Below are 17,939 nucleotides of genomic sequence, written 5' to 3'. Positions count from 1 at the left end.
CGGCAGGACAGAGGGGGGCGCGAAGGATCGCTACAGAGCGTTTGCTATTGCCCCTGAAACGCACGGCCGACCCACGCCTCGACAGCTGTTACTTCCCCAGCTCTACCGACCGCAGCCGCGCCGCTTCCACCGCCTCGGTGAGCAGGCGTGTCAGCCGGTCCTCGCCCATCAGTACTGCAAGGGCCGCAGCCGTGGTGCCGTTGGGGCTGGTCACCTGCTGCCTGAGCACGCCGGGCTCCTCGCCGCTTTCGGCGGCCAGCGATGCGGCGCCGTAGACCGTCTGCATGGCCAAGAGCTTGGCAGTCCTGGTCGGCAGGCCAGCCTTCTCGGCGGCCACGGTCAGCGCTTCGATGAAATGGAAGATATAGGCTGGACCGGATCCGGAGACTGCCGTCACCGCATCCATCAGGCCCTCGTCATCGATACCGGCCACTTGCCCGCTTGCCGAAAGCAGGTCGGCGACAAGGCGTTTGGTGTCCTCGGAAACCAGCCTGTTGGAAAACACCACCATCATGCCCTTGCCGATAGCCGCCGGCGTGTTGGGCATGCAGCGCACGATCGGCGCGCGGTCGCCGAGAATGCCTTCGAACGTGGCGACCGGCGTCCCGGCGGCGATGCTGAGGAAAGTGGTTCGGCCATCGTTGAAGCGGATGTAGCCAGCCGTCACGTCGCGGATCACCTGTGGCTTGACCGCAAGGACGACGAGGGCCGGCACGGCGTCCGCCGGGACGACGCCGGCATCCGCGGCAGCAGCGCAGCCCAGTGCTTCGGCACGCTTGCGCAACTCGGCATTGGGCTCGACCACGAACACCGCAGCCGGAGCGAGCTTGCCGGCTTTCAGCCAGCCCGAGAGCATGGCGTAGCCCATATTGCCGCAACCGGCGAGAACAAGCCTGATCGTCATCGAAGCTCTCCATTCGAAAGGTTGGCTTTGCCATAGACGTTCATGGGCGGACGGGGAAGCCCCTCTCGGACCTTGATCAGGGGCCGGGTTATGTCGCCGCTTTCGCCGCCTGATCGGGCTCGGTCGGTCCTGACCCGATCACTCTGGACGGCCAGGTTCGGCCCATCCCAGACTAAAAACAGGGATTGCAGACGAGGTGGGAGCGATAGCCTGGATTCTCCAACAGCGCACCAAAGCCGACAAGAAATCCTCCCCAACCAAGCACAACTGCCACGGCAACGACGCCGACTCCCATAGCCATCTTGCAAGCCGCCACGGCCCCTGAAGAAAAGCGCCATGGGCGTATCAAAGCAAGGATTGCGGTCCCTGCCAGCAGACTAAGCACCGGAACTCCGAAGAGCACAGCGTGCATCTCCAGCATCAGCGCAAACGGAGTGTCTGGCGTTATCATACGGATAGCCTCCCCCGAATTCTGACGGTGTTCAAGATGGCGACTTCATGAACAATGGAACGTCTGCCTCCAACCCTAACCGACATCCCGCCATTTTTCGAGTGATCGACCAATCGCGGGCGACGAACTCGATGGCATTGTCTTAAGGCGGGAAACGAGGTCTCTCAGCCGACCAAATTAACCTTTTATTTCCTATGCCTGTTTAGCATCGCTTAACCAGTGGGCGGTCGCTACGTCCCAGCCCTAGGGGAAAGCTCCAGGAACCATGGCTTACAGGGATAATCGTCAACACCGGAGGAACGAGCTGTCCTTGCTGTCGCTCGTCGAGGCAGTGCGCGACGAGGACGAAGCATCGCTGGTTTCGCTAGAGGACCGTGCAGGCGCGTCATGGCGCGAGGATGCCGCCACACGGCATCGTCTCGCCCGGTCGCGCCGCGAGGCGCGTGCCAGTCCGATCCTGTTGGCAGCCGCCGGCACAAGCCAGCTCCATCCTGATGGGCCGGAGGCCGCCACCATACTGACGGAAGAGCCTGCAGCTGCCGATGTATTGTTCGACCCCGCTGGCTCCGTTGGCGGCCGCGATGCCGGTCCCGCTGAGGACAAAGCGTACCGGGCAGCGCGTCGGGGTCCGATCGGTACCGTGTTGTCAGCGCTGCGCAGGCTCATGCCCGGCAGAGCGCCGGAGGAGATGGCGTCCGGCGAGACTTCCGCCGCGACAAATTCCGGCGCAGCGATGCCGCCTGCCTTCGATCTACAGCCGCTCTATGCCGGACAGCCACCTTATCCGCAGCAACCCACGCCGCAGCATTCAGCCTATACTCAGGCCTGGTCGAAGGAGGCAAATCAGGTTTCGGAAGCCGCCGATCAGCAAAGCCAGATCGAGGAAATCCGTGCCAGCCTGCGTGAATTCCGCGAAGCGGTTCGCGAGCTCACCGAAAACCGCACGCGCCGCTATTTCTAAGCGTCGAATAAAACATGCCGGTTTCGAGTTAGCGGCATGGGACGGCGCATTGACGGGATTGCCCGGCTCGATTTTCGTGAAAATGCCGCGCTGCATGTCCGCCCGGCTGCGCATGGTTCTGGGCAACGACATGCATAAAAGGTATCTGGAGTACGCCGCGGGATGCTTTAACGCGGCAGGCTTAGGCGATCGGCGTCGAGGGTGGTTCATGGCTGAGTTGATTGACGGAAAAAGCGTCGCCGAAGACGTGGTGCGGCGGGTCAAGGCCCTGGTCGCCGAACTGGCGGAAAAGGGCGGACGGCAGCCCGGCCTCGCGGTGGTCATCGTCGGCGAGGATCCGGCGAGCCAGGTCTATGTCGCCTCCAAATCCCGCACCGCCAAGGAATGCGGCTTCCATTCGGTTCAGCACACGCTGCCGGCCGAGACCTCCGAGCCGGACCTGTTGAAGATCATCGGCCAGCTCAACGCCGATCCGGCCATCAACGGCATCCTGGTGCAGCTTCCGCTTCCCGGCCATATCGATGCCGGCAAAGTCATCCAGACCATCGCGCCGGAGAAGGATGTCGACGGCTTCCACTTCATCAATGTCGGCAAGCTCGGCACCGGCGAGCTCGAGACCGCCTTCGTGCCTTGCACGCCGGCCGGCTCGATGCTGCTGATCGAACGGGTGCGCGGCAAGGATCTGTCCGGCCTCAATGCGGTCGTCGTCGGGCGCTCGAACATCGTCGGCAAACCGATGGCGAATCTACTGCTTGCCGCCAACTGCACGGTCACCATCGCACACAGCCGCACCAGGGACCTGCCGGCGCTTGCCCGCACCGCCGATATTCTGGTCGCAGCCGTCGGCCGGCCTGAAATGGTCCGCGGCGACTGGGTCAAGCCTGGCGCCACCGTCATCGACGTCGGCATTAACCGCATCGCCGCACCTGAAAAGAGTGAAGGCAAGGCCCGCCTCGTCGGCGATGTCGAGTTTGCCGAAGCAGCGAAGGCGGCCGGCGCCATCACGCCGGTGCCTGGCGGCGTCGGGCCGATGACCATTGCCATGCTGATGGCCAACACGCTAGCTTCCGCCTACCTCGCAGCCGGGTTGAAACGGCCTTCCTTCTGACCAGAGAGCAGCGTCCTTGCCGAACCTCACTGTTCCCTTAGAACGGCCGGTCACCAATGATCCCGTTCAGGGCGGCCGGCAGTTCGGGTTTCTGCTGGTCGACAAGTTCTCCATGTTCTCGCTGGCCGCGGCAATCGACACGTTCCGGTCGGCGAACCGGCTGCTCGGCCGCGATTTCTATGGCTGGACGACGGTGTCGGCCGACGGCGATGCCGTCATGGCTTCCAACGGCCTGCCGCTCAAGATCGACTACGCCGTTGTCGATCTGCCGCCGGTCGATATCCTTTTCGTCTCGGTCGGGCTGACGACGGAATTTCCCGGCAAGAGCAAGGTGCTGGCTGCGCTGCGCAGCTGGGGTCGGCGCGGCAATGCGCTCGGCGCGCTTTCGGTCGGCTCCTATCTGCTTGCCGAGGCAGGCCAGCTCGATGGCTATCGCTGCACTATCCATTGGGAAAACCGCGCCGGGTTCCTCGAACGCTTTCCGGACATCAACTGCACCGGCAACGTCTTCGAGATCGACCGCAAGCGCTACACCTGCGCCGGCGGCACCACCTCGATCGACCTGATGCTGGAGATCGTGCGCGGTGATTTCGGCTCGAGCCTCGCCAACGGCGTCGCCAACCAGTTCCAGCATGAGCGCATTCGCTCGGCCGGGGACCGCCAGCGCGTCGGCCCGGAACGCGACCTGACCGGCAAGTCGGAGAAGCTTCGCCGCATCGTCGAGCTGATGGCCGATCATCTCGACGAGCCGCTGTCGGCGGTGCAGCTCGCCAAGTCGGCGGGCCTGTCGGTGCGCCAGGTCGAGCGCCTGTTCCTGCGCCATCTCAGTGTGACGCCCGGGCGCTATTACATGCGGCTCAGGCTCGAGCGGGCGCGCGAATTGCTGCGCCAGACCAACATGCCGATCCTCGACGTGGCAATCGCCACCGGCTTCACCTCGCATTCCTATTTTGCCCAGAGCTACCGGCTGCAATTCGGCCGGCCGCCTTCCGAGGAACGCCGCACGACCTATTGAGGGTTTGGCAGAGAGGCGACGCAGCTTCGTACTCCGTCCGGGCTTGTGTCGCGACGCGGCGTCAAATAGCGTTCCGGCGCCGAGCGGCGGCGACTGACGGGGGAGATTTTTGATGGCGGGATTTGTGCGGAGCGTCGCTGCGGCGGCCCTGTTGCTCTGGACGACGGGGTTCGGTTTCGCCGCCGATCGCGTCATCGTCATTCTCGATGCCTCCGGCTCGATGTGGGCGCAGATCGACGGCAAGCCCAAGCTCGAAATCGCCCGTCAATCGCTGCGGAACGTGCTGCAATCGGTCCCGGCCGATGAGGAAATCGGCCTCATGGCCTATGGCCATCGCGAGAAGGCCAGTTGCGACGACATCGAACTCATCGTGCCGCCGCAGGCAGGCTCGGCAAGTGCGATCTCAGCCGCGGCCGACAGCTTGAAATTTCAGGGCAAGACGCCGCTGACCGCCGCTGTCAAGCAAGCGGCGGAAGCATTGAAATACACCGAGGACAAGGCGACGGTCGTTCTCATCACCGATGGCATCGAGACATGCAGCGGCGATCCCTGTGCGCTCGGCAAGGAGCTTGAGGCTGCCGGCATCGACTTCACCGTCGATGTCGTCGGCTTTGGCCTGACGGCTGCCGAAGGCAAGCAGGTCGCCTGCCTGGCCGATAACACCGGCGGCAAATATATCGAAGCATCGGATGAAAAGGCATTGCAGGACGCCCTCGTCGAGACCGTTGCGCCGCCGCCATCCGCTCCTGAACCGGCTGCCGCCCCGGAGCCTGCTCCCCAGCCGGCGCCTGCCCAGCCGGCGGAGTCCAATTTCGTGCCCACCGTCGTGCTTGCCGAAGGTGGCGATCCCGTCACCGACGGCAATGCCTGGGAGATCTATAAGGCGAATTCCGACGGCACGCGCGGCGATCCCGTCGCCACTGAGTACGGTGCCTACAAGGGCAATCTGGAGGCGGGCGACTATATCGTCGTCGCGCGCGCCGGCGAGGCCAAAGCCGAACAGAAAATCAAGATCGAGCCTGGCCAGGTCGCCAAGCCGCTCTTCACGTTGAATGCCGGCACGCTGGTTATCCACCCGCGGCCAAGCGAAGGGGCGGACGTTGACGGCGGCGCGGCGGTCGTGATCGCCTATCCAGGCGTCGACACCCTGCCGACCTACTATGGCGACACGAAAGTCGTGCTGCCGGCCGGCGACGAGAAGGTGACCGTCACGATCGGCCAGGGCGTGGTTACCGAGACGGTCCCGCTTGCCGCCGGCAGGGTCATCGACAAGGATATCATCGTCGGCGTCGGGCATGTCGTCGCCAACGCCTACTATGCTGCCGGTGGCGACAAGGCCGAGGGTTCTGGCGTCGGCTTCAAGGTGTTCCAGGCGAAAAAGGACATCGGCGGGACCAGGCAGGAGGTGACCTATGCCTACGGCCCCGACAGCAAGTTCGATCTGCCGCCCGACGATTATGTAATGGTCGCGACCGTCGATCTCGCGGTGGCCGAGCAGCCGTTCAGTGTCAAAATTGGCGAACATCAGGATCTGAAGATCGCCATGAACGCCGGCGTGCTGGCGATCACCGCGCCAGGGGCCTCGAAGATCGAGATATTCGAGGCCAAGAAGAACATCGATGGAACCCGCAAGTCGGTCGGCTACGCCTATGACCAGAAGTATCAGGCCACCTTGTCGGTTGGCGACTACGCGGTGGTTTCGGAGAAGTCGGACAGCAGCTCGAAGGAAGGCGCGGTAACGGTCAGGGCCGGCGCGCGAGCCGAGCTGACGGTTCAATAGATCCAAGGGAGAGCGGCCACCAGCCGCTCTTCCTCATGGCCGAAAAAGTCACGCCACGCCGAAGGCGCTCGCGCCATGGTCGGCGCGGCCCACCATCTGCCGGAACCCGGCGAAGAGCTCCCGGCCGAAGCCGAATTCATTGCCTATGAGGTCGCTGTCCGCGGGCCGGCGCAGTGCGAAATCGCCGGCCGGCACCAGCACCTCGAGCGTTCCGGCCTCGGCGTCGAGCCTGATAATATCGCCGTCATGAATCCTGGCGATCGGCCCGTCCTCCGCCGCTTCCGGCGTCACGTGGATCGCCGCCGGCACCTTGCCGGAGGCACCCGACATGCGCCCGTCGGTAACCAGCGCCACATGCTGGCCGCGGTCCTGCAGGATGCCGAGCACGGTGGTCAGCCGGTGCAATTCCGGCATGCCGTTGGCCTTCGGGCCCTGGAACCGAATGACGGCGATGAAGTCGCCGGTCAGCGACCCCGCCTTGAACGCCTCGTTCAGCCCTTGCTGGCTGTCGAACACCTTGGCCGGTGCCTCGATGATGCGCCGCTCCGGCTTGACCGCCGATGTCTTGATGACGGCGTGGCCGAGATTGCCTGAAAGCACTTTCAGCCCGCCGCTCGGCTGGAACGCCTTCTTGAACGGCGCCAGCACCTTCTCGTCGCCGCTCTGGCGCGGCGAGGCCTCGCGCACGACGCCGCCATCGGCGCCGAGCTTGGCCTCGACCGCGTAGGGGCGCAGCCCTTCGCCCCACACCGTCTGCACATCCTCATGTAAAATGCCTGCGTCGAGCAGTTCGCGGATCAGGAAGCCGAGCCCGCCGGCGGCGTGGAAGTGGTTCACATCGGCAAGGCCGTTCGGATAGACCCGCGCCAGCAGCGGCACCGCTTCCGAGATGTCGGAAATATCCTGCCAGGTAATGGCGATGCCGGCCGCCGCCGCCATGGCGATCAAATGGATGGTGTGGTTGGTCGAACCGCCGGTGGCGTGCAGGCCGACGATACCGTTGACGATCGAGCGCTCATCGATCATCCGCCCGGCTGGCGTGTAGGCGTTGCCGAGCGCTGTGATCGCCAGCGCCCGCTTGGTCGCTTCCCTGGTCAGCGCGTCGCGCAGCGGCGTGCCCGGATTGACGAACGAGGCGCCAGGCGTGTGCAGGCCCATGATCTCCATCAGCATCTGGTTGGAATTGGCGGTGCCGTAGAAAGTGCAGGTTCCCGGCCCGTGATAGGATTTGGATTCGGCTTCGAGCAGTTCGGCCCGCCCCGCCTTGCCCTCGGCATAGAGCTGGCGGATCTTGGCCTTTTCGTCGTTCGGAATGCCGGTCGTCATCGGCCCGGCCGGGATGAAGACCGCCGGCAGATGACCGAAGGTCAGCGCCGCGATCACCAGCCCCGGCACGATCTTGTCGCAGACGCCGAGATAGACGGCGGCATCGAACATGTTGTGCGACAGGCCGATCGCCGCGGCCATGGCGATCACGTCGCGCGAGAACAGCGACAGCTCCATTCCGGGCTGGCCCTGGGTTACGCCGTCGCACATCGCGGGCACGCCGCCGGCCACCTGGGCGATGCCGCCGGCCTCGCGGGCCGCGTCCTTGATCAGTGCCGGAAACGTCTCGAAAGGCTGATGCGCCGACAGCATGTCGTTATAGGAGGTGATAATGCCGAGGTTCGGCACCCGGTCGCCGCCAAGCGCCACCTTTTCGGAAGGACTGCACACGGCAAAGCCATGGGCCAGGTTGCCGCAGGACAGCACGGCCCGGTTGGCGGTGCGGTTCGAGGCTTCGGCGATGCGGCCGAGATAAGCCTCGCGACCGGGCCTGGAGCGCTCACGGATGCGCTGGGTGATGGCTTCGATGTCGCGTCTTGCGGTCATGGCGGTCGGTCCTTTCAGGCGAGGTCCCGCAAACACCTTCCGGCTGTTGCCGGGACCTGCAGCCAAGTTGAGATCAGGGTGCCCAGAAAACCTCTACGGGCTTTTGAGTTGCATCGAGCACGGCGCGAATGGGCTTTCGTGTTCCAACTCCAAGCGCGGCCTCGAATGCGGTGCGTTTTTCCGCGCCCTCGATATGCAGCGCGATGAAGCCGGCATTGATGATCCGCGCCAGTGACAGCGTCAGCCGCGGCTCGCCGGCGCTTGCCGCGTGAACCGGAAGCACGATCCTTTGCGACGACGGATCGAGCAATCTTGCCAGGTTGTCGGCATCCGGAAAGAACGAGGCGGTGTGGCCATCAGTTCCCATGCCGAGCACAACAACATCGAGGGGCCAGGGCAGCACTTGCAGCGTCTCACTGTCGGAGACCGCTGCGCCCGCGATAGTTGCCGCAGCGTGGTAGAGCGGCACGAAATTCGCGGCGGCGGCCGCGTTCTGCAGCAGGTTGGCGGCAACCAGACCGGCATTGGAGCGCGGCGACGAGGGCGGCACGAAGCGCTCGTCGACCAATGTTATCGTCACCTTTTCCCAGGCGATAGGAACGGTCGAAAGCGCCGCGAAGAATTTCGCCGGCGTCGTGCCGCCCGAGACTGCAAGCAGTGCCGTGCCGCGCTCGGCGATCGCCTTTGACAGGCGGCCGGCGACGTGGCCGGCAAGCGCTGTCGCCAACTCCTGGCGTCCGGCAAATTCGTGCCAGTTGTAGGCGCCGCCTAATTGCTCTCGTGCCATGTCCGCCCATCGCGTTCGATCAGCGCAATCGAGGCCGAGGGGCCCCATGTGCCTGCGGTGTAGCCTTGCGCCTCTTGCCTTCCGCTTTCCCAGGCGTCCTGGATCGGGTCGATCCATTTCCACGCAGCCTCGACCTCGTCGCGGCGCATGAACAGCGTCTGGTTGCCACGGATGACGTCCATGATCAGCCGCTCATAGGCATCGGGCGCGCGGCCGTCGAAGGATTGCGCAAAACTCATGTCGAGCGGGATCTGGCGCAGCCGCATGCCGCCCGGGCCCGGATCCTTGATCATGATGAACTGCTTGACGCCTTCGTCGGGCTGCAGCCTGATGACCAGTTGGTTGGCGGAGATCGGCCCGGCGCTCTCGCCGAAGATCGAATGCGGGATTGGCTTGAATTCGATAACGATCTCCGAAACGCGGGTCGCCAGCCGCTTGCCGGTGCGGAGGTAGAACGGCACGCTGGCCCAGCGCCAGTTGCCGATCTCGGCCTTGAGCGCAACGAAGGTCTCGGTGTTGCTGTTCTTGCCGAGTTCCTCGACATAGCCCTTCACCGGCCCGCCGGCCGAGGCGCCGGCACGGTATTGCCCACGCACCGTGTGCTTGGGCGCTTCGTTGCCGTTGATGCGTTTCAGCGCCCGCAGCACTTTCAGTTTTTCGTCACGGACGGCATCGGCGTCCATCGACGACGGCGCCTCCATGGCGACGAGGCAGAGCAGCTGCAGCATGTGGTTCTGTACCATGTCGCGCAACGCGCCAGCCTTGTCGTAATAGGTGACGCGGTCTTCCAGGCCGACCGTCTCGGCCACGGTGATCTGCACATGATCGACATTGGCGGAATTCCACAACGGCTCGTAGAGCGCGTTGGCGAAGCGCAGCGCCATCAAATTCTGCACCGTCTCCTTGCCGAGATAGTGGTCGATGCGGAAAATCTGGCTTTCATGGAAATCGTCGCCGACCAGGTCGTTGAGCGCGCGCGCCGAAGCGAGATCGCGGCCGATCGGCTTTTCCAGCACGATCCGCGAATTCGGCGTGATCAGCCCGTGCTCCTTCAGCTTGTGCGAGATGTCGCCGAACAGCGCCGGCGCCACCGCCAGATAGAAAGCGCGGATGTGTTCGCTGTCGCCGATCGCCTTCTTCAGCCTGTCGAAGCCGGCACCTGTGGTTGCGTCGGCCGGGACATAGGAGAGCCGTGCGAGGAACGTTTTCAGTTCCGTGGCGTCGATATCTTCCGGTTTCACATGATCGGCAATCGCCTGCCTGGCGAAAGACTGGAATTCCTCATCGGTCATCTTCGAACGTGATGTGCCGATTATGCGCGTCGGCTCGGAAAACTGGTGGTCGCGCTGCCGGTGGTACAGTGACGGCAGAAGCTTGCGTTCCGACAGATCGCCGGTGCCGCCGAAAATGATAAAGTCGAAAGGGTCGACGGGGATGATCTGGCTGGTCATGGTCTGTCCGCTCTGACGCCGGTCGCGATAACGCGGCTGATATAATCTAATCGATTTAAACTTGCCAGTGTCATTGCGTCACATCCGCGTGTGCTCTTGACACCGGCTCTGGCCGGAGGCTTGTCGGCAAGCGATGCTTCCGGGAGCGTTCGCAGGTGCAGCATAGAGCGGGATCAAGGCGAAAGCCAAAGGAGAAATCGGCAATGGACACACATCTTTCGATGGCCATGGCCAAACGCGTCGTCGATCGTCTTCAACGATGAGTGAGAAAGGCATGCGCCTCCAAAACAAGGTCGCCATCATCACCGGCGCTGCCTCGGGCTTTGGCGAGGGCATGGCCAGGCGCTTTGCCGAGGAGGGCGCGCGGGTCGTTGTCGCCGATCTGAACGCCAAGGACGCAGAGCGCGTCGCCGGCGAGATCGGCGAAAAGGCGATCTGGACCCAGACCGACGTCTCGCTGCGGTCCGAATTCGACGACATGGTCCATGCTGCAATGAGTGCTTTCGGTCGCATCGACATCATGGTCAACAATGCCGGTTACACCCATCGCAACGGTGACATGCTGGAAGTCGACGAAGCGACCTTCGACCTGATCACGTCAGTCAACATGAAGGCAATCTACAACGCAGCACTTGCCGTGGTGCCGGCCATGGAGCGGCAAGGCGGCGGCGTCATCCTGACGACGGCTTCCACGGCCGGTATCAGGCCGCGGCCTGGTCTCACCTGGTACAACGCATCGAAGGGCTGGGCGATCACCGCGACCAAATCGATGGCGGTGGAACTCGCGCCAAAGAACATCCGTGTCAACTGCCTGTGCCCGGTCGCCGGCGAGACCGGCATGCTTGAGAAATTCATGGGCGCCGACACACCCGAGATCCGCGAGAAGTTCCGCGCATCGATCCCGCTCGGCCGGCTTTCGACGCCGCTTGACGTGGCCAATGCCGCGCTTTGGCTCGCATCGGATGAAGCAGCTTTCATCACCGGCGTGGCGCTGGAAGTCGACGGCGGCCGTTGCATTTGAACCCCTAGGCCATCCGGCGACAGGCGGCTGATGCCGAGCGATCCGAGCCGCGATCGCTCTGTCTGTCCTACGCCCCGGTTTTGACGTAGCTCTTGTAGACCCAGCCGCGCTTGCCGTTGTAGACGATCTGGCACCACTGCTTGCAACTCATCACTTGCACCGAGGTCTTGGCCGGCACGGTGAGAATGGCGGCCGCATTCTTCTTTGGGCCGGTGCGCATGGTGACGGATCTCAGGATGCGTCCGGTACCGGCAGTATTGGTTTTTCCGGATTTTGCCTTGGTGCTGTTGTCGTCTTCGCTCGCGGACTGCGTCGGCAGTTGCGGCTTGGGTGTGGGGATGGCAGCGGTCTGCGCACCGTCGGGCCCTGTGTTTTTCGTCGAGCTGCCGGGAGCCGCCACCTTGGCAAACAATGCCGCAGCGTCGGGTTTCGCTGCCGGATCGGCGAATGCCACCGAAGCAGACGATTTATCGGCCGCCTGATCGGTCTGGCTTGCCAGTTGGTCGGATGCTGCTGTGGCGGCGGCCGATGCCGTCTTTGGTCCCGTCCAGCGGGGATCGTTGGGAGCCAGCGCCGGTATGTCGGCTTCCGCCGCGGCCACCGCCGGGGAAACCGCGTCGGCCTTGCCCGTCGTCCGCGGCGCCGCAGCGACCTTGGAAGGCATGATCTTCGTCGTCTTGACCGGAATGGTCGGAACGGTCTGCTCAGGGCTCGCCGCCGCCTGTCGTTCATTGGCCGGCAAGGCCAGCCACAGCGCCACTGCGGCAACGCCGAGCAGTGCTGCCGTGCCAAGCGCAGCGATCACGAGATGCGCGTTCGACCGGACCCCGTGCCAGAACGTCGGCCGCATATCGTAACCGAATTGCATCGCAAGGCGCCGTCGTTCCGGCGCACCGAAACTGAAGGGCTCTCTCACACTTGCCACCTCCATTTGCGGGCCGATGTTCTGACGACCGATGCCGGAGAGCCGGCATTTCGATCGGCATCGTTCCCAAACCAAAAGCGGGCAGGCCCGCAAAAATTCCCCGTTCAGCTGCCCACGAGCATCATCTTTCGCCCGCGATTGTGGCATCACTGCGCCCTTGGCGGGGATTCTGCGCCCTGGTTAAGGATTCTGCAACGCCTGGTTAAATCCTGTCCCGCAACGCGTACCAGTTGAGCGCAAGAAAGAGCAGTGGCGCGCGGAAACGCCGGCCGCCGGGGAAAGGCGGAATCTTCAGATCCTCGATCAGCTTCAGCCGGTCGCGGTTGCCGGCGACCGTCTCGGCATAAAGCTTGCCGAAAAAATTGGACAGCATGACGCCGTGGCCGGAATAACCACCGACCGAGATCACATTGGGCATGACTTCGCGCACGAACGGCTTTCTCGGTACGGTGATGCCGACATAGCCGCCCCAGCCATGGGTGATCTCAATGTCCTTCAGTGCCGGATAGATCTCGGCGATCTGCCGGCGGATGTGGATGTGAATGTCCTTGGGATCGTTGACTGCGTAGATCTCGCGCCCGCCAAACAGCAGCCGCCCATCCTTCGATTTGCGGAAATAGCGCACGACGAAGCGCGAATCGTCGACCGCCTCGCCACCCGGCAACACTTTGGAATCGGCGCCCAGCGGTACCGTTGCGCCGATGAATGAGCCGATCGGCATGATATGCGAAGCACTCACCGGCTCGAGCGTGCCGCCATAGGCGTTGACCCCGATCAAGCACTTCCCGGCGATGATCGTGCCCTTCGGCGTCGTCACCCTCACTTTGCCGCCGCCGGAGGTGATGCCGGTCGACGGTGTCTGCTCGAAAAGCTTTGCGCCGGCCTGTGCCGCGACTTTTGCGGTGCCGATCACCAGCTTCAGCGGATGGATGTGGCCGGTGCCCGTGTCGCGGGTGCCGCCGAAATAATGCGTCGAGCCGAGCCGCTCGGCTGTCTCCGCGGCATCCATGAATGAGATGTGCGGATAGCCGAACCGGCTTGCCATGATCTCGGCATGCGCCTTGTAGTCGTCGACATAGCGCTTTTTGTGCGCCACCGACATTTGGCCGGGCATATAGTCGATCTCGATCTGGTGCACCGCGGCGAAGTCGAGGAGATGCGCCTTGGCCTCTTCGGCCAGGTCGAACAGCGCCTTGGCGCAGGAAAAGCCGTATTCCGCTTCCAGCTCCTCTGCCCAGGCCCGCTGTCCGGTGCCGAGCTGGCCGCCATTGCGGCCCGATGCGCCGTCACCGAAACGATGCGTTTCGATAAGCACGACATCCGCGCCTGACTTGGCGAGATGAGCCGCAGCCGACAGGCCGGTAAAGCCGCCGCCGACGATCACCACGTCGCATGTCCGGTCGCCGTCGAGCGCCGGATATTCGGGCCTTGGTCCGGCCGTGTCCTCGTACCAGGAGCGGCCGGGGGAGATTGGGGATTGGTAAGTCATGATGCTCGGCTAGGGGAGTAGGGGAGTAGGGCAGTAGGGCAGTAGGGCAGTAGGGCAGTAGGTGTCTATTCAGCCGACAGCTTGCGGATGAGAAGCCGCAAGAGCTTTCCTACGCTCTCGCTGTGAGGCATCAATGATTCGACTGCCTCGCGAGAGGTAATTCCAACCCGTTGCGCGATTAGAAGGTGTGTCTCCAGTTCCTTGAGTGATCCCTGGGCGATCCTGAGAAACTGCTGGTAGGAAGCTCGGCTTTCTCGGCCGTAACCCTCGGCGATGTTGGCTGGCACAGACGTTGCTGCCCGACGCACCTGACCCGTCAGCCCGTAGAGCTCGTCCTTCGGCCAGGTCCTTGTGACTTGGGAGATTGCAACCGTTAGGTCCATGGCTTGCTGCCAGACGATCAGATCCCTGTACGATGCGATCTTGTCCGTCATCCTTGCCCTACTGCCCTACTGCCCTAACTGCCCTACTGCCATATTGCCCTACTCTCCTACTACACATTCAGCAGCAAATACTCCCGCTCCCATGGGCTGATCACTTCCATGAAGGTCTCGAATTCCGCCCGCTTGATCGCCGCATAAGTCGCTGCGAAGGATTTGCCGAGTAGGGCGCAGAGTTCCTCGTCGGCCTCGAACAGGTCGACGGCTTCGAGCAGGCCGCGCGGCAGGTCGATCTCATCCTCATTGGCGGTCGTCAGTACCGGCGGATCGGCCTTGATCTTATTGGTCATGCCGATCAGCCCGCAGGCGAGCGATGCGGCCAGCGCCAGATAGGGATTGGCGTCGGAGGAAGGAATGCGGTTTTCGACGCGCCGCGCTGCCGGGTCGGAGCGTGGCACGCGAAAGGCCGTGGTGCGGTTGTCGTAGCCCCATTTGTTGTTGACCGGCGCCGAGGCCGCCTGCGTCAGCCGCCGGTAGGAATTGACGTAGGGCGCAAACATCACCAGCGCGTTCGGCACATGTTTCTGCATGCCGCCGATGAAGTGGAAGAAGGCCTCGGTCTCCGAGCCGTCCTCCGCGGAAAAGACGTTCTTGCCGGTCTTCTTGTCGATGATTGACTGATGGATATGCATGGCCGAACCGGGCTGCCCCTGGATCGGCTTGGCCATGAACGTGGCATAGATCTCGTGCTTCAGCGCCGCCTCGCGGATGGTTCGCTTGAACATGAACACCTGGTCGGCGAGCTCGATTGGATCGCCGTGACGCAGATTGATTTCGAGTTGGCCGGCGCCCTCTTCGTGGATCAGCGTGTCGATCTCCAGGCCCTGGCTTTCGGAGAAATGATAGATGTCGTCGATCAGTTCGTCGAATTCGTTGACCCCGGCGATCGAATAGCCGGCGCCGCCGCCGATCGGCCGTCCGGAGCGCCCGACTGGCGGGGTCAGCGGGTAGTCCGGATCGGGGTTCTTGCGCACCAGGTAGAACTCGATCTCGGGCGCCACCACAGGTCTCAGCCCGCGTCTGTCATAGGCGGCAAGCACGCGCTTCAGAACGTTGCGCGGTGTGAACTCGACCGAGCGGCCGTCCTGGTGGACGAGGTCGCAGATGACCGCCGCCGTCGGGTCCTCCTCCCACGGCACCACCGTCAGCGTCGAGAGGTCAGGCATCAGCTTGAGGTCGCCATCGTCCTCCGGATAGTGGAAGCCGTTGCCGTCCTCCGGATAACCACCCGAGATCGTCGTCATGAACACCGCCGAAGGCAGGGCAAGCGAGGTGTTGGAGGTGAACTTCTTCGACGGCATCATTTTGCCGCGCGCAACCCCGGCCTGGTCGGGCGTGATGCATTCGATGTCTTCGATGCCGCGCCATTCCAGCCAGGCGCTGACTTCCTTCCAGTTCTTGACGCCACGTTGGTTTTTCACGAAGGCAGGCGTGCGGGCGCGTCCTCCGCGGCTCGACGGACGGACTTCCTTTTTTGCAGGCGGCATCAATCACCAGATTTGTTGCAGATTGTGGAGTATAGCCGTTGCCGGCGACCAAAGGGAAGGGGAGCCGGCTGGCGTGCGCCTCGATTACCGGGGGAACACAACGACTTCCGGATAAAAACATCCTGGTCTAGGGTCGGCGTCCCGCAACGCCGCAATTGAAGACGCCGAATGCAACACAGCTGCAAACTGACGACGATCGGCTTCGACGCCGACGACACGCTGTGGCAGAACGAACAGTTCTTCCGCATGACCGAGAAGCGCTTTGCCGCGCTGCTCGCCGACCACGCCGAGGAGGACTGGATTTCGGCAAGATTGCTGGAGGTCGAGAAGCGCAACCTCGCGGTCTACGGCTTCGGCATCAAGGGATTTACGCTGTCAATGATCGAGACGGCGATCGAGGTCACCGAAGGCCACGTGCCTGCCTCAACCATTGCCGAAATTCTCGCCGCGGGCCGCGAGATGCTCAGCCATCCGATCGAGCCGCTTCCCTATGCGCGCGAGACCGTGGAAAAGCTGGCCGGCGCCTACCGCCTGGTGCTGATCACCAAGGGCGACCTCTTCGACCAGGAACGCAAGCTCGCGCAATCCGGACTGGGCGAGCTGTTCCATGCGGTCGAAATCGTCAGCGACAAGAGCGCTGCCACCTATAGCCGGATCTTCAGCCGCTACGGCGATGGCCCGGAAAAGGGCATGATGGTCGGCAACTCGCTCAAATCGGACGTCGTGCCGGCAATCGAAGCCGGCAGTTGGGGCATCCACGTGCCGCATGAACTGACCTGGGTGCTGGAGCATGTCGAGCCGCCGGTCTCAGCACCGCGCTTTCGCCAGATAGCCAATCTCGGTGAACTGCCGGGCCTGATCGAGCGTATCGGCGAGATTGATTGATCAGGTCTGCAGTCGACGCGTCGCGGTAGAGGTCAGTTGCGGCCGAGCCCGACCAGCCGGTCGATCACCGGCTGCAGCCGTTCGGTGGTGATCGGCTTGACGACCACCGCATCGATGACGCTCGACAGGCCCAGGGTCTCCGGAGTGCCGGTCTTGACTGAGAGCAGGATCACCAACGGAAGCGATTTGCCTGACGCCCTTCGCAGCGCATCGATGCCCGACAGCAAGGCGTCGCAGTCACCGTTCTCCGCTCCGCCGTCGAGAACGACAGTGCCGGGAATCAGCGCGTGCAAGGCCTTTGCCGCGGTTTCGGGAGTTTCCGAGATCGGTTTGAGGCCGGACCGCTCAACGATCTTTGAAACCACGACCCGGTTGATCGGTGATTTTCCGACCACCAGCACCCGCGAGAAATCTGGGAGCATCCGCGTCTCCACGCCCCGGCTAACGAACGCCGCCTGCTTTGCAGTCTCGATTTCGCGATTCGCTGGGCACATGGCGGGGCAGGCCGTTGTTCAGTGTTTCAATGCAGGGTTGAAACTTGAGAGGTAATTGGCGTGAGATCGCTGCTCATGTCAAGCTGAAATGGCATATCAGGAGAATATCGCAAGAAACATTAAAATTAAAATTAAGTGCTTTTCTTTGCCGCCGCTCGAAAGGAGAAGTCGCCATTACAACTGGGCAGGCTTCAGCGAAGTTTGGCTGTGCAGCGCGAACGCATCAACTCGCAGCCGTAGCCGGATTGAAGCAGGTTGGATGAAGGCGAGGCAAGTCTGTCGCGAGCTTGTCGCATCGCCTCGCTGGACTATCCTTCCTCGTTGGCTAAGCACGTCTCTTTGAGCGACGGGAGATGACAATGGAACTCGTGACTCATAAGAAATTTAAAAACGGCCGGTTGATGCCATGGGGAAAGGGTACGGTCGTTACCGGCGCAAAGGGGTTTGTCTACCTTTCCGGAAATACCGCGACGGCCGAGGACTACGATCCGATCGGCAAAAGCGGCGGCGGCGCCATTGGCGACGCGGCAGCACAGTGGCGCGCAGTTCTCACCAACATCAAATCAGATCTGGAGGAGCTTGGCAGCGCGCTCGAGCATCTCATCCGGCTGACCTTCTTTGTTAAGGGGCCATTTCCCGATGGCGGCGTTCTGAGCTCCCCCAATTTCCGCTTGGACGTCTTGGACGAATTCTTTGCGGTGCACTGCCCGAAGCACTGCAGCTACAACAACCCGCCGCCCTCGGAAGTTATTGGAGTTGCAGCGCTTGCTCAGTCTGATCTTGTCATTGAAATCGTTGCATTAGCAGCTCTGCCGGACTAGGCAGAGCCGCAGCCTGCGAGGTGCGATAGCATGCGTTCAAAAAGGCGC

16 protein-coding genes are annotated in these 17,939 nt (G+C 62.9%); 7 read left to right on the top strand and 9 right to left on the bottom strand.

Annotated elements, in window-relative coordinates:
- Positions 1 to 88 precede the first annotated feature (88 nt).
- Positions 89 to 904 carry a pyrroline-5-carboxylate reductase gene (gene proC, locus NKI22_RS26355; protein ID WP_352959179.1) on the bottom strand — a complete coding sequence of 272 codons (816 nt, stop codon included), beginning with the start codon at positions 902 to 904 and terminating at the stop codon, positions 89 to 91.
- A 761-nt stretch (positions 905 to 1,665) separates the two neighbouring features.
- On the opposite strand from proC, the gene NKI22_RS26350 reads away from it, so the two are divergent.
- From NKI22_RS26350 to NKI22_RS26335, 4 genes are all read left to right on the top strand, one after another.
- On the top strand, positions 1,666 to 2,316 hold the full coding sequence (locus NKI22_RS26350) for a hypothetical protein (RefSeq protein ID WP_352592534.1): 651 nt from the start codon (positions 1,666 to 1,668) through the stop codon (positions 2,314 to 2,316).
- A 208-nt stretch (positions 2,317 to 2,524) separates the two neighbouring features.
- Positions 2,525 to 3,424 carry a bifunctional methylenetetrahydrofolate dehydrogenase/methenyltetrahydrofolate cyclohydrolase FolD gene (gene folD, locus NKI22_RS26345; RefSeq protein WP_352817603.1) on the top strand — a complete coding sequence of 300 codons (900 nt, stop codon included), beginning with the start codon at positions 2,525 to 2,527 and terminating at the stop codon, positions 3,422 to 3,424.
- 16 nt (positions 3,425 to 3,440) lie between these two features.
- The gene (locus NKI22_RS26340; RefSeq protein ID WP_023719415.1) at positions 3,441 to 4,439 is read left to right on the top strand and encodes a GlxA family transcriptional regulator; all 999 of its coding nucleotides are present in this window, start codon (positions 3,441 to 3,443) and stop codon (positions 4,437 to 4,439) included.
- Between the two features lie 112 nt (positions 4,440 to 4,551).
- Positions 4,552 to 6,219: a vWA domain-containing protein gene (locus tag NKI22_RS26335; RefSeq protein ID WP_352791927.1), complete on the top strand. Its 1,668-nt coding sequence runs from the start codon at positions 4,552 to 4,554 to the stop codon at positions 6,217 to 6,219.
- 48 nt (positions 6,220 to 6,267) lie between these two features.
- On the opposite strand, the gene edd is transcribed toward NKI22_RS26335, so the two are convergent.
- From edd to zwf, 3 genes are all read right to left on the bottom strand, one after another.
- Entirely contained in the window at positions 6,268 to 8,091 is a 1,824-nt protein-coding gene (gene edd, locus NKI22_RS26330; protein ID WP_352482395.1) for a phosphogluconate dehydratase, read from the bottom strand.
- Positions 8,092 to 8,164: 73 nt separating this feature from the next.
- Positions 8,165 to 8,878 (bottom strand): 6-phosphogluconolactonase, encoded by a 714-nt coding sequence (gene pgl, locus NKI22_RS26325; protein ID WP_352817607.1) that lies wholly within the window; start codon positions 8,876 to 8,878, stop codon positions 8,165 to 8,167.
- Positions 8,860 to 10,329, bottom strand: coding sequence for a glucose-6-phosphate dehydrogenase (zwf, locus tag NKI22_RS26320; RefSeq protein ID WP_352482393.1), 1,470 nt, complete (start codon positions 10,327 to 10,329; stop codon positions 8,860 to 8,862). The genes pgl and zwf overlap by 19 nt, the downstream gene beginning before the upstream one ends.
- Positions 10,330 to 10,603: 274 nt before the next feature.
- On the opposite strand from zwf, the gene NKI22_RS26315 reads away from it, so the two are divergent.
- Complete coding sequence (locus NKI22_RS26315; protein ID WP_023719410.1) at positions 10,604 to 11,350, top strand: SDR family oxidoreductase; 747 nt, start codon at positions 10,604 to 10,606, stop codon at positions 11,348 to 11,350.
- A gap of 67 nt (positions 11,351 to 11,417) precedes the next feature.
- On the opposite strand, the gene NKI22_RS26310 is transcribed toward NKI22_RS26315, so the two are convergent.
- The 4 genes from NKI22_RS26310 to NKI22_RS26295 all read right to left on the bottom strand — a co-directional run bounded on the left by NKI22_RS26310 (position 11,418) and on the right by NKI22_RS26295 (position 15,691).
- A complete protein-coding gene (locus NKI22_RS26310; protein ID WP_245278604.1) occupies positions 11,418 to 12,218 on the bottom strand; it encodes an SH3 domain-containing protein in 801 nt (266 codons plus the stop codon).
- Positions 12,219 to 12,477: 259 nt separating this feature from the next.
- Positions 12,478 to 13,764 (bottom strand): NAD(P)/FAD-dependent oxidoreductase, encoded by a 1,287-nt coding sequence (locus NKI22_RS26305; protein ID WP_352493830.1) that lies wholly within the window; start codon positions 13,762 to 13,764, stop codon positions 12,478 to 12,480.
- 65 nt (positions 13,765 to 13,829) lie between these two features.
- Positions 13,830 to 14,198: a four helix bundle protein gene (locus tag NKI22_RS26300; RefSeq protein ID WP_023719407.1), complete on the bottom strand. Its 369-nt coding sequence runs from the start codon at positions 14,196 to 14,198 to the stop codon at positions 13,830 to 13,832.
- A gap of 59 nt (positions 14,199 to 14,257) precedes the next feature.
- Positions 14,258 to 15,691, bottom strand: a complete 1,434-nt coding sequence (locus tag NKI22_RS26295; protein WP_023719406.1) for a glutamine synthetase family protein — start codon at positions 15,689 to 15,691, stop codon at positions 14,258 to 14,260.
- Between the two features lie 168 nt (positions 15,692 to 15,859).
- Here NKI22_RS26295 and NKI22_RS26290 point away from each other — a divergent pair, with 168 nt between their 5' ends.
- Positions 15,860 to 16,576, top strand: coding sequence for an HAD family hydrolase (locus NKI22_RS26290; protein ID WP_023719405.1), 717 nt, complete (start codon positions 15,860 to 15,862; stop codon positions 16,574 to 16,576).
- 32 nt (positions 16,577 to 16,608) lie between these two features.
- On the opposite strand, the gene NKI22_RS26285 is transcribed toward NKI22_RS26290, so the two are convergent.
- Positions 16,609 to 16,998: an ANTAR domain-containing protein gene (locus tag NKI22_RS26285; RefSeq protein ID WP_156948085.1), complete on the bottom strand. Its 390-nt coding sequence runs from the start codon at positions 16,996 to 16,998 to the stop codon at positions 16,609 to 16,611.
- Positions 16,999 to 17,429: 431 nt separating this feature from the next.
- Here NKI22_RS26285 and NKI22_RS26280 point away from each other — a divergent pair, with 431 nt between their 5' ends.
- The gene (locus tag NKI22_RS26280; protein ID WP_023719403.1) at positions 17,430 to 17,891 is read left to right on the top strand and encodes a RidA family protein; all 462 of its coding nucleotides are present in this window, start codon (positions 17,430 to 17,432) and stop codon (positions 17,889 to 17,891) included.
- Positions 17,892 to 17,939: the final 48 nt, after the last annotated feature.

The sequence above is a fragment of the Mesorhizobium sp. M0778 genome (assembly GCF_040320105.1).
Lineage (GTDB): Bacteria > Pseudomonadota > Alphaproteobacteria > Rhizobiales > Rhizobiaceae > Mesorhizobium.
The sequence above is the reverse complement of the archived record's forward strand: the minus strand, read 5'-3'. Positions and strand labels throughout refer to the sequence as shown.